Genomic DNA, 11,742 nt, shown 5'->3' on the forward strand with positions numbered 1-11,742 from the left:
AATGGACGGCAATCCGGGAAGCCGGAAAGTCACCTCAGTCCATGCGCCGAGGCGTGCCCAGCAGGCCGATCTCCGCGTCCGTGGGCTGGGTCATCACGTACTGCCGGTCGCGGTCGGCGCACCAGAGGGTGAAGCCGTCGGCGAGCGTGGGCAGGGCGTCCACGTCCGCGCGCGGGAGCGCCAACGCGCGGCCCAGTTCCGCCGACTCGTCGGGCGAGATCCGCTGCACGCCGACGAGCCGGGCCTGCCGCAGCAGCCGAGGGGCGACCGGCGACAGATACGGCAGCAGCGTCAGCACGGCCTGCCACGGCCCGGAGGCGACGCGTCCGCGCGGCGGCCGCATCCCGCAGTCCCGCACCACCAGCACCGGCGTGCCCGCCGACGCGCCCTGCGGGGGCACCCGGCCGACCTCGTACACCGCCAGGCCGTTCTGCCCGCCGCCCATGGCGTGCACCATCTGCGCCCACGCCTGCGGCCGGCCCGTCTCCACGGCCACGCGGGCCCCGGTGGCCGCCGCTCTGAGCGCGAGCACCTGAGCGGTCCACAGGCCTCCGATGAGGACGACGTCGTACGGCGTGGGCCGGTTGAGGCCCAGCACGGCGGGCCGCCCCTCGGCGTCCACGCCGATGACGACGCCGTCGTCTCCGATGGGCAGCGCGAGCGCGCCCAGTTGTTCCACGGACACCGAGTGCCGCGCGTGCCGCGGCCCGATCAGTCCGAAGCCGGCGCGCGGCAAGCGGCGTCCGGCGGATTCGGGGGAAGGCTCCGGCGCACCGGTCCGTGTCGTCGTCGCCGTCACCGAACACCTCCGAGGGGCAGCGTGGCCAGGATGCCGGGCACCTGTTCGCGGTCGAGGCGGGCGAGTCCCGCGCCGGTGTGCCGGGCCGCGCCCTGCACCGCGCGCCGGGCCGCCACGAGTTCGTCGTCACTGCGTCCCGTCACCCGGACGTGTCCGCTCAGGGACACCTCCTGCCGCTCGCCGCGCGCGAGGGTGAGGCTGAACGTCGTGGCCAGCGCGGGGATCGCGGTGATCAGGGCGACGAACTGCGGCAGCGACGGGCCGCTGCCGCCGCCCAGCGCGGGCCACCGGCGTACCCAGTACGTCGTGTGCCGCCGGTTGTCGCACCGCCAACTCCGGCCGGACTCCTCGGTGCGCCGGTCCACCGCCCCGGTCCGCCCGGCCTCCGCCGTCACCAGCGGGTTGGCGCAGACCGAGGTGGCGAGGGCGGCCGTCAGCCCCTCCTCGTCGAGCACGGTGGCACGGAACCCGGCGCCGGTCAGCCGGCTCGCCAGATGGTCGGCCGCCCGTACGACGCACCTCTGCGCGCCGGTGAGACCGCCACCGCGCGCGGCCACGGCCTCCGGGCACAGCTCCGGGTCCAGCTTCAACGCGATCCACGTGATGCGTACCGCCGGTGCGCCGGTCTGCTCCTGGAGCGGCGCGTAGTTGGCGACCGCCACGGACTGGCGCGGCAGGTGCAGCGCGGGCGCGGGCTGGGTGTGCAGCACGATCTGCGCGGACTCCAGGCGGATGCCGTCCACGTCGAGCGCGTCGTGCACCAGGGCGAGCGGCAGCGGCTGCCGGCTGCGCTCGGCCCGCAACGCGGTCGCGTCCGCCTCGACCTGGAGGACGGCGGTGACGAACGTGCCGTCGCCGACGATCCCGACGGGCCGCCGGTCACGGCTGCCGTACTCATAGGTGCGCAGGCTCGGGTCGCACTCCAGCGCCGGGGCGAACCCCGGCTCGGTCCCGGGCGGTATCTCCAGCTTGGTGGCCTGCCGGCGGCGTACCTTCAGCGCGCGTGCGGTGGCCAGCCACTCCGGCAGCGAACGGCCGCGGCGGCGCGCCACGGAGAGCACCACGAGCACCGCGGCGACGACACCGGCCACACCCAGGGCCACGGGCCCGATCGCCCAGCCGACCAGCAGGACGGCGACCGCGATCTGCCACAGGACGAGGCGTTGCAACCGGAATGCCCCGGCGTGCCCCGAACGCACCTTGGGCTGGAGCGCCCCCGGCGCCGCCGACCGCTGTGGCGCCTGCGGTGACCGCGCCGGCTGCGGTCCGGACGACGAGGAGCCCCGCGTCCGCGACCGGCCACCGGAGCGCACGCGCGTTCCCGAAGCCATCACTCCATCTCCCCGTTCTGCTCACGTCTCGCCCGTATTCCAGCACCCCACAGGGCACTTGACGGCCCGGGAACCCTACCCGCTCCCCAAGTCCGCGCGGATACCAGGCATAGTAGGGGGCCGCTCCGACATCGGGGGCGGGGGACCGCGTCACCCGCGCGTGCGGCCCGGACGGGACAACGGGGAGAGACACAGACAGATGGCATCCCGGCGCGATCAGCTCAACGCCTACACCTTCGCGAAGCGCCGCATGCTCGCGGCCTTTCTGCAGTCGTCGCCGGACGGTTCGGAGGAGGGAGCGCCGCGACCGCTGCGCTCGGTCCTGCCCGGCATCATCGTCGGCGTGATCGTCATGGCGGTCTTCGGGGCGTGGGGCATGTTCAAGCCGACCGCGCCCAAGGGCTGGGACGAGCCCAACGCCAAGGTGATCGTCGCCAGCAAGTCGACGACGCGGTACGTCGTCCTCAAGACCGACGGCCAGGTCCAGCTCCACCCGGTGCTCAACATGGCCTCCGCGAAACTGCTCCTCGCCGACGGACAGGGCGACGTCGTCACCGTCGCCGAGTCCGTCCTCGACAAGGGCAAGATCCCGCACGGCGTCACCATCGGCATCCCGTACGCGCCCGACCGGCTGCCCCCGGCGTCCGAGGCGGGCACCGGGAAGCGCTGGGTGGTCTGCGAGCGTCCGGGCGCGGGCGGCGGCGGTTCCGTCCAGAAGGCCGCGCTGGTGCTCTCCTCGCGCGACATGAACGTGACCGACGACAAGGGACGCCTGCGCGGCGGCCAGCTGCTCTACGTGACGGACCCGCAGGGCAAGCGCTACGTCGTGGACGCGAGCGGCGCCGTGTACCCCATCGACAAGGGCGACGAGCTGCTGCTGCGCGCCGTCGTCGGCTCCGGCCGGGAGCCCCAGCGGGTCTCCGCGGAGTGGCTCGCCACCCTGCACCCGGGCGACGCGATCACCTTCCCGGCGATCACCGGCCAGCCGGGCGCGGCGGCCGGGGCACCCGGGCAGCTGGACGCGTCGGTCAACAAGGTCGGCATGGTGCTCAAGGCGTTCGACAACAACACGGAGCAGTACTACGTGGTGCTGCCCGGCCGGGTCGCCCCGGTCTCCGCCTTCATCGCCCAGCTGCTGCTGTTCAGCGAGGAGCTGGCCCCGCTCGGCCAGGCCGGACAGGCCCACGAGGTCAGCCCGGGAGCGATCGTGCCGGGCCAGGCGTTCGGCACCGAGCACAACTGGCCGACCGGCGACCCCGCGCCCGTCAACGAGGCGTCGGCGGCCTCCGGCAGCCGCAGCACCATCTGCAACGTCCTGCGCGACGTGGACGCCGGCTCGGGCGCCACCACCCTGAGCACCTGGGTCGGCACCGACTATCCGGCCAAGCTGCCCACCGGATCCTCCAGCGCCTACGTCACCCCCGGCTCCGGCCAGCTCTACCGCCAGTTCCAGGGCGAACAGACCAAGACCGGCCCGGTGTTCCTGGTCACCGACACGGGCCTGCGCTACGTACTCCAGTCGAACGCCGACAGCGCCACGGACGACGCGGGAATCGGCACCACGGCCAAGGAGCGCGAGCAGCTCCAGCGGGAGGCGCAGCAGGCGCAGAACAGGCTCGGCTACAAGGACGTGGACCCGGCGCCGATCCCCGCCGCCTGGTCGGAGTTCCTGCCGACCGGCCCGCGTCTGTCGACGGCGGCGGCACGTCAGCCGCAGGGCTCGTGAGGAGGCGGGCGACAGTGCTTCGGGCGACAGCGCTTCGTACGACGCTGGCGGCGGCCGCGACGCTGCTGACGACGGCCACGGTCCTCGCACCCCCCGCGGAGGCGGCCGGCAAGCTGCCCTACTCGGACCAGTGCCAGTTCCCCAACGGCCTGTATCCGGGCCGCCCCTGGTCCCTCCAGCGCGTCCTCCTGGACGAGCTGTGGAGCCGGTCCAAGGGCAAGGGCGCGCGCGTGGCGGTCATCGACACCGGTGTGGACGTCAAGAACCCGCAGCTCACCGGCGCGGTCGACGCCAAGAGCGGCATCAACCTGCTGCCGAAGAACCTCAAGGACGAGGACGGCGACCCGATCGAGCGGGGCAAGGAGAACGGCACGACCGACACCGTCGGCCACGGCACCAAGGTCGCCGGCATCATCGCGGCCCGCCCCGTCGCGGGCACCGGCTTCGTCGGTCTGGCCCCCGAGGCGACGATCATCCCGATCCAGCAGAACGACGCGGAGGGCCACGGCGACACCGCGAGCCTGGCCGCGGCGATCCGCCACGCCATCCGGGCCAAGGCCCAGGTCATCAACATCTCCCAGGACACCTCGAACGCGGTCCAGCCCGACTCCGACCTGGAGAAGGCGGTCGACGAGGCGCTGGCGCAGAAGATCGTGGTCGTGGCGTCGGCCGGCAACGACGGCCTCGGCGGCAACGTCAAGAAGACGTACCCGGCGTCCTACAAGGGCGTCCTCGCGGTCGCCGCCTCCGACCGAAACAACGAACGCGCCTCCTTCTCCCAGTCCGGCGACTTCGTCGGCGTGGCGGCCCCCGGCGTCGACATGATCTCCACGGTCCCCCAGGGCGGCCACTGCTCCGACAACGGTACGAGCTTCTCGGCGCCCTATGTCGCGGGCGTGGCGGCCCTGATCAAGGCCAGGCACCCCGACTGGACCGCCGCCCAGGTCGTCGCCCAGATCGAACAGACCGCGGAACGCACGATCGCCGGCCACGACCGCCTGGTCGGCTGGGGCGTGGTCGACCCGGTCCGCGCCCTCACCGAGGACGACCACCCGATCGAGTCCCCGAACCCCCAGGACGGCCTCACCCGCGCCCAGGCCCCGACGGCCGCGAAATTCCAGGTGGGCGAAACCCCCGACGAACGCAACGCCCGCCTCGCCACGTACGTGGCCGTGGCAGCGGCGGTCCTGGTCGCGGGCCTCGGCGGCACAGCGGTGGCGATCCGGGACGCGCGACGGCGAGCACGGAGGGTGACGGGAGGGGAGTAGGGGCATCTCCCCGTGCACCGGGGGGAGTTGGGTCACCCATTCAGTAGGATCATCGCAATAGCAAGCGAAGTGCGAAGCGACATGTGACGCCGGTCCAACGGGGGTCGGAGATACAGCATGGGCGTGCCCGGAGCCGGCGCGGGGAAGGCAAACGGCCCCGATCTGCGGGCGTCCGCGACGGACCTCACCAAACTCGCCGACGACCTCGACGGCATGCGGGACCACCTCGACAAGCAAGTCCGCCGCATGAACGCGGTCGTCGACAGCATCGAGGCCGACTGGCGCGGCCCGGCGGCGTAGGTGTACCGCGACTTCCACCGGGCGCGGCCGGGGACGACTACCGCACGACCACCGACCCACACGTCGTGGCCCGTCTCGTCGGCGAACTGCATGAACTGCTCGTCCTCGACCTGGAAGAGTCCGACCACGCCTCGGCCGTCGCCTAGCTGGGCATGGAGGTCGGACCCGTCGGCCCCCTACTCACCCAGCGGCTGGCTCACCCTCACAGCAAGCCGACTCAGCCTCCCGCGCGCCGAGTGCGGACCCGGGATCTCTGACACACGTACCCGGTGACGTGTGGGGGTGAGGGGACGGCGATGGCCGAACTCGACGAGGGGCGTGACGAGCCGAGAGCAGGAGGAATGGGCGCTGGGCATGAACACGATGTCACCTCGGGTGCCCACCTCGGCTCCGGTTGCAACGGAGAGTGATCCGGACGGCTGGTCCATGGCAACGGGCACAGTCCATGAGTGGCCGGCCGGCGCCCGACGCCCGGTGCTGCAACGGCGGCCCAGGTGATGGCTGTTACATCCTGTGAAGGATCGGTGAAGCCGCGGCCGGTAGTAGCAAAGCTGTTTCATATGACAGTTGGGGCTGTCGCAGGAAGTCACTACAGTGGTCATGTTGCGGTCATGAACACTTGAGGAGCGCGGGCTGCTCAGGACGGCCGCGGACAACGGGGAGGGAAAGCTTCGTGCTTCCTGCAGACATGGGCGGTGGTGCCGCCGACGTACGGCGTGGCCTGATGGCGCTTTCGACGTTCAAGAAGCGCGTGGACGACCTGCTGACCGCCTTCGAGGACTCGGCGGGCGGCTCGTCCAAGGTCGCGACGCACAGCCTGTCAGAGACCGCTTTCGGGACGGGGAACTTCCCGGAAGCGAAGACGCTCCACCTGGAGTACGAGCGCGTCCACGAGCGCATCACGACGCTGTCCAAGTCGCTCGGCCTCCAACTCGAGGCGATGCAGATCGCCGTCCACGGCGTGGACGTCACCTTCGACAATCTCGAAGACGACCTTCGATACCGGTTCCACCAGATCCGGACCGAGGTCAATCAGGAACGCGACGAGATGCTCAACGAGCACCTCAAGCGTGACAACAACGCCGACCACACGGACGCGGGGTACTGATGAGCGGCGGAAACAAGAAGCCGGACCACTACCAGGCGGAGCGCCAGGACGCAGCCCAGCAGAACTCCAGCATCGACAACCTCAAAAACAGGGCCGCCGTTCTCAGCCCGCCTTCCCCCGGCAGTCCTGCCGGCTTCGGCAAGACCAACTTCGAGGGCTACGACCTCAACCAGATGATCGACATCGTGGAGTCGGCGAGCCCGGAAACGCTGGAGACCGCTGCCACGGCCCTCGTCGACGCCCGTGACGCCATCACCGAGGCCGCCAACGAACTCAGCCGCAACCTGGGCGCCGTCGACTGGGAGGGCGAGGCCCACACCGCCTTCTACAAGTGGGGCATGGACCTGACCACCACCGCCCTGGCCCTCGCCAGCTACGCCGACGAGGTGGGCACGCAGGTCCTGGCGGCAGGCTCCGGCCTGGCCTCCGTACGCAAGTCCATGCCGCCGCGCGACACCCGCCTCGTCCGCAAGACGGTCGACGAGATTCCGACGCCTGCGCAGGTCGATACCAACAAGGACTACGCAGCGGCGGTCAAGGCCGAGAAGGACCGCCAAGAGGCGATCAACCAGATGTACCGGCTGGCGTCGTTCTACACGGTGTCCAGCGGGATGATGCAGCTGGCTGAGGAGCCGGTGTTTCCGAAGATGCCGGATGTGGGGGTGCCGCCTCCGCCGCCGGGCTTTGAGCCGGTCAAGCCGGGAGAGTCATCGCACTCGCTCTCGCGCACGAATGACCCGGAAGCCAGGCGCGAGCACTCGGTGGAATCTGGAGTGGTGCGGCCACGTGCGGAGGATCTGCCGTCGGTTAGTAAGAAGGCCGACGTGGTGGACGATTCCGTCCTGCCTCCGAAACATCATGTAGGTACACAGATCGACAGTGTTGGCACATTGACGCCACAGGAGACCGGGAAGCCGACGACCGTCACACCGCCCACGACGGCAGGCCCCAGTGCCACGCCGGTGGGGACGGTTCCTCCCTTTGCCCCTACCCCGGTCCCCTCGACTTTCCGAGGCTCGACGGGGCGTACCTCAGGGTTCAGCGGCACGCCGGTAAGCAAGCTTCCTACCTCAGCTCAGGGGCGAGTGGGTGGTGTGCCGGGCGGCACCGCCGCAGGGCGCACCGGAACTGGTCCCATCGGACCGGCGGGACGCGTCTCAGCGCCAGGCAATGCAGGTGGCCGTGGCGTCGGTCCCATGGGCCCTATGGGGCGCGCTTCCTCCCCTGGGCAGGCAGGTGGCCGGAGCGGCGCCGGTCCCATGGGGCGAGGTGTGGTCGGCGGGGTACCTAGAGCCGGAGGGCAGGCCGCCGGACGCTCCGGGGATGTGTCCCGAGGCCCGGTCACTGGCATGGGTGCTACGAACCCCGTGCGCCCAGGCGCTGGGCGCACGGGTGCCGGGCGTACCGCAGATGGTGTCGTGGGCGGGAGGCCTGTCACTGGTGGGGCACCGGGTACCAGCGGCTCCAGGTTGCCGCGCGGCACGGTTGTCGGCGGTGAAGGTGCACCTACGTCGCGCGATACGGGCGAGAGGCCTGGTCAGCGCGGGGTGATCGGGACCGCCGGTTCGACAACGGGCGCTGGAAAGACCGCTCGCCGTCCTGCAGGCAGCCCTCCTGACGGCGTGGTCGGAACGCCGAAAGGTCGAGCTTCCGGAAGGGGCAGCGGTAACACGCTCGGCGGTCCGGGCGGAACGCGTGGTTCCGCGCGCAACCAAGGTGCCGGCGAGACACGCTCGCGCCGAGACGAGCGGCGCGATGACGCGTCGCCGACCGACTGACCGGACAAGAGCGAGGACAGGCAGAGGCATGGTGGCAGGGATCAGCCGGCGCGGCGGGCGAAGCGCGTCTTTCGCGGGGCGAAATGGGAGACGGGTCTCCGCCGTCTGTTCAGCGTTCGGTGCTTTGGCAGTCCTCTCAGCAGGTCTGGCTCCGAGCGCTTCGGCCGCCGACGGCCAGTCCCAGCAGTGGTACCTGTCGGCGATGAAGGCCGACGACATGTGGAAGGTGAGCACGGGCAAGGGCGTCAAGGTTGCCGTCATCGACACGGGTGTCAACCCTGATACGCCTTCGCTCAAGGGGCAGGTGCTCGCGGGCGAGGTGCCGCAAGCGGTCGGTTACAAGGCGACCGAGGACTACGACGGTCACGGTACTAGCATGGCGGAACTGATTGCTGGTACCGGGGCCCAAGGCGGTCTGAAGGGGCTTGCTCCGGGGGCGAAGATCGTCCCGTATCGGATCGGGATGAAGGACATGAAGGATGAGAGCGAGAAGAAGAAAGCTCCGCCGCTTACCGATGTGATCAGGGCCATCGCTGACAGTGACGCCAAAATTATCAGCATGTCCTTTACCGAAGACATTCAACGCCCCGAGATTCTGGCGGCGATCAAATATGCTTACAGTAAAGGGAAGTTGATGGTGGCGGGCACTGGCAATGACGCCGCAGAGAAGAAATTCATCGGGTATCCAGCTGCCTATCCATATGTAGTCGGCGTTGCCGCTGCGGATGATGCTGGAAAAGTTGGCAAATTCTCGGAGCACGGCAACTACGTCGATCTGGCGGCCCCTGGCCTCGACGTGCCCACCTGGTGTGACGAGACGTTCCAATCGTATTGCGTCGGCGTGGGAACGAGCATGGCCACCGCCATCACCTCCGCCTCCGCCGCCCTCATCTGGTCCGCCCACCCCGACTGGACGGCGAACCAAGTCCTCAGCAGCCTGATCGAGACAGCCGGCCGCGACTGGGCCAAGGACGATCCGAGCACGTACCTCGGATACGGGCTGATCCGCCCCCGCAAGGTGCTGGAGGACAGCAACTTCAATCCCGGCGCGGCCGGTACCGACCCTCTCGCGAAGGAGAACGCGAGGGGTGTCACGGGCGTAGACACGAACAACTCGTCCTCCCCTTCCGCATCAACCTCGTCACAGCCGCCGAAAAACACTGCAGGCGGCCAGACTTCGGCGGCAGGATCGAATTCGGACTCCTCCGACGACAACACCACGATGTGGGTGGCCCTCGGGGCCGCGGCGGCCGTGTTGGTGATCGGCGGCGGCGCATTCGCCGTGGTTCGTTCACGACGGGGCGCATGACGACCGCAGTACCACGGCCAGTCACACACAACCGTTCTGGTGCGGTGACGCACGCAGAGCAGAACCACAGCTCTCACGAAAAGGAGTGCCGAAATGGTCGACCGCAAGCTTAATGACGGCGACGTACAGAAGCTCCAGACAGAAGTCATCGACCGGTACGACAACATCCGGGGATCGCTGGCGAAGCTTCAGGGCACGATCGACATGATCGAAAAGGCCTGGACGGGCCAGGGCGCCAACGCGTTCAACGTCAAGCAGACGGAAATCAACGGCCACATGGTCGCGATCGGCAAGATGCTCGATGACTTCCTTGAGGGCATCCACATGAACAAGACGGACAAGCGCAACCTCGAAGACCAGATCGAGGCCGATCTCAAGCAGATCTCGGTGGATGACCTCGGTGGGAAGACGTCGGCGCTGAACAGCTACTGACGAATCATCGGCGGTACTGAGCAACACCGTTGTCCGGGCTGCGCAGTCCGGCTGAAATCTCAAGGAAACGAGGAAACATGTCCGGAGTCCACTACGACGAGCTTGCCGTCACGTACGGCACCATGGACGCGCTCGCCACCGAGCTCGGCGACCAGGCCAAGAAGCTCGAGGAGGACCTCGAAGCCCTGAGGCAGGCCGTGCTCAACGTGTCCGCGGGCTGGGGCGGCGAGGCGTTCCAGACGTTCCAGGGCAAGAGCGAAGAGTGGAACAAGCACGCGCGGGGCATCCACGCGGCGCTGGTCCAGATCTCGCAGAAGGTCCACACCGCCGGCGGCGACTACCGCGGCGGCGACCTGAAGGGCGCGAGCTACTTCCAGTAGAAGCGCGAAGTCGTAAAGAAGCCAGGGTGGGCACGCACGGGAGGTGCCCACCCTGGCTTTTTCAGTGCCGGCCCGTTGCCCGCACTTGTTCGGGTCCAGTCGGTGCTGACACTGCGGCGTTCGATTCACCGTTGAGACTGGGCGGCCGAATGGAAACGTTGTTTCCTCGCGTGGCGGCGGGAACAGTGCCAGCAGGCCCGGTTCAGTGGCCCCGCGCAACGACCCCGTCCTCACCGTCGGAGCATCCCGACATGACGGTTCCTACGACGAGAGGTGGACGAATGGGTGTTGCGCCGTCGAGTCAGGCGAGCCCGCCGGGAGCCTGGTCCAGAGGAGTCATGTCCGGGGTCCTCTTCGGAGGGGTGGCCGCAATGGTGTCCGTTCCTACGATCGGTAGGGCATGGGCTGCTTGTGACGTCGGCAGCAATGCGGCCAACAGCATCAGCTTGCTCTTCCTCACGCCTCTTATCTGGATCGCCGCTGCGGTTCCGTGGGTCATCCTGCACGGCACCCTCGGACGATGTCACCGACGGGTAGCAGTGATCACAGGGTTGGCCTTCACTCTGTGGTTCACCTGGTTCCTCGTGACATGGCTCGGCATGCCGGACTCCTACCCGGCACCCTTGTGCCCGGCTAACGTCCCGCCCTGGTGGCCGAGCTTTCTCCCCGCGTGACGGCGCGGCGTAAGCTGCGAGCGACGCTCCTCCGATCAGACAGGGAGCATCAGCAACCTCATGTCGGCGCCTTCCTACCGTCCGGCGCCCGACGTGCACTCGGCTGATTTCTCGACGCTCTTGGTGAAGGAGACAATGAGGCGCTTCATCGCTTCGGGGTCAGGTTTTTTGGAGCTCGGTGCTTGGATCACTGCGTACAATTCCTGCTTGTACTTCGTGTCAACGCAACCATGAGTCTTGCCGTATGCCTCATACCCCGAGTACTGGTATCGCCCTTTCTCCGCCGATCGGTCGACCGTGTCGATGGAATGGGTGGCGGCAACAAAGGCGGCTGTCTGGCCCTCGTCCACCCACATTTGCACTGCGGTCACGATCAGTACGCCGTCGACGATGACCTGACAGCCTTGGGTGCCTGGGTAGGACCTGTCCTTGACAGTGACCTTGTCTCCCCCCGGAAGGATGTTGGTGAGGGCTTCACCATCGACCGCCAAGCCGCACAGGGCGCGTGGAATTGCATAATTGCGTTTCTGCTCTTCACTGCCGCACCCCGAGAGCAGAAGAAGAAGCATCAGGGCAGCAGTGGAAAGTAGGATCGGTTTTCCTGCTGCCATTCGTTTAGGATTCATCAGTTTTCTTC

The 11,742-nt window shown here is 68.6% G+C and carries 10 protein-coding genes and 1 pseudogene; 8 read left to right on the top strand and 3 right to left on the bottom strand.

All coding sequences use genetic code 11. The features are described 5' to 3' along the window. Nucleotides 1-34: 34 nt before the first annotated feature. A complete protein-coding gene (locus ACFWJX_RS07845; RefSeq protein WP_383238382.1) occupies nucleotides 35-799 on the bottom strand; it encodes a hypothetical protein in 765 nt (254 codons plus the stop codon). Continuing rightward, complete coding sequence (gene eccE / locus ACFWJX_RS07850) at nucleotides 796-2,130, bottom strand: type VII secretion protein EccE (protein ID WP_383238385.1); 1,335 nt, start codon at nucleotides 2,128-2,130, stop codon at nucleotides 796-798. Before eccE ends, ACFWJX_RS07845 begins: the two co-directional genes overlap by 4 nt. Before the next feature lie 199 nt (nucleotides 2,131-2,329). Here eccE and eccB point away from each other — a divergent pair, with 199 nt between their 5' ends. From eccB to ACFWJX_RS07890, 8 genes and pseudogenes are all read left to right on the top strand, one after another. Beyond that, the gene (gene eccB / locus ACFWJX_RS07855; RefSeq protein ID WP_383238388.1) at nucleotides 2,330-3,856 is read left to right on the top strand and encodes a type VII secretion protein EccB; all 1,527 of its coding nucleotides are present in this window, start codon (nucleotides 2,330-2,332) and stop codon (nucleotides 3,854-3,856) included. 14 nt (nucleotides 3,857-3,870) lie between these two features. Beyond that, a complete protein-coding gene (gene mycP, locus ACFWJX_RS07860) occupies nucleotides 3,871-5,124 on the top strand; it encodes a type VII secretion-associated serine protease mycosin (RefSeq protein ID WP_383238391.1) in 1,254 nt (417 codons plus the stop codon). Between the two features lie 117 nt (nucleotides 5,125-5,241). Further along, a pseudogene (locus ACFWJX_RS07865) lies at nucleotides 5,242-5,421 on the top strand (WXG100 family type VII secretion target); the annotation flags it as partial. Between the two features lie 676 nt (nucleotides 5,422-6,097). Then, nucleotides 6,098-6,532, top strand: a complete 435-nt coding sequence (locus ACFWJX_RS07870; RefSeq protein WP_383238394.1) for a hypothetical protein — start codon at nucleotides 6,098-6,100, stop codon at nucleotides 6,530-6,532. Next, on the top strand, nucleotides 6,532-8,310 hold the full coding sequence (locus ACFWJX_RS07875) for a hypothetical protein (protein WP_383238396.1): 1,779 nt from the start codon (nucleotides 6,532-6,534) through the stop codon (nucleotides 8,308-8,310). The genes ACFWJX_RS07870 and ACFWJX_RS07875 overlap by 1 nt, the downstream gene beginning before the upstream one ends. A gap of 28 nt (nucleotides 8,311-8,338) precedes the next feature. Then, the gene (locus tag ACFWJX_RS07880) at nucleotides 8,339-9,619 is read left to right on the top strand and encodes a S8 family serine peptidase (protein WP_383238399.1); all 1,281 of its coding nucleotides are present in this window, start codon (nucleotides 8,339-8,341) and stop codon (nucleotides 9,617-9,619) included. Between the two features lie 93 nt (nucleotides 9,620-9,712). After that, on the top strand, nucleotides 9,713-10,051 hold the full coding sequence (locus ACFWJX_RS07885) for a WXG100 family type VII secretion target (protein WP_073494890.1): 339 nt from the start codon (nucleotides 9,713-9,715) through the stop codon (nucleotides 10,049-10,051). 77 nt (nucleotides 10,052-10,128) lie between these two features. Beyond that, the gene (locus ACFWJX_RS07890; protein WP_383238402.1) at nucleotides 10,129-10,431 is read left to right on the top strand and encodes a WXG100 family type VII secretion target; all 303 of its coding nucleotides are present in this window, start codon (nucleotides 10,129-10,131) and stop codon (nucleotides 10,429-10,431) included. Between the two features lie 748 nt (nucleotides 10,432-11,179). Here the strand turns inward: ACFWJX_RS07890 and ACFWJX_RS07895 are convergent. Beyond that, nucleotides 11,180-11,716, bottom strand: a complete 537-nt coding sequence (locus ACFWJX_RS07895; protein ID WP_383238404.1) for a hypothetical protein — start codon at nucleotides 11,714-11,716, stop codon at nucleotides 11,180-11,182. Nucleotides 11,717-11,742 lie beyond the last annotated feature (26 nt).

It is taken from the genome of Streptomyces sp. NPDC058335 (genome assembly GCF_042723915.1).
In the GTDB taxonomy this organism is placed as follows: Bacteria; Actinomycetota; Actinomycetes; order Streptomycetales; family Streptomycetaceae; genus Streptomyces.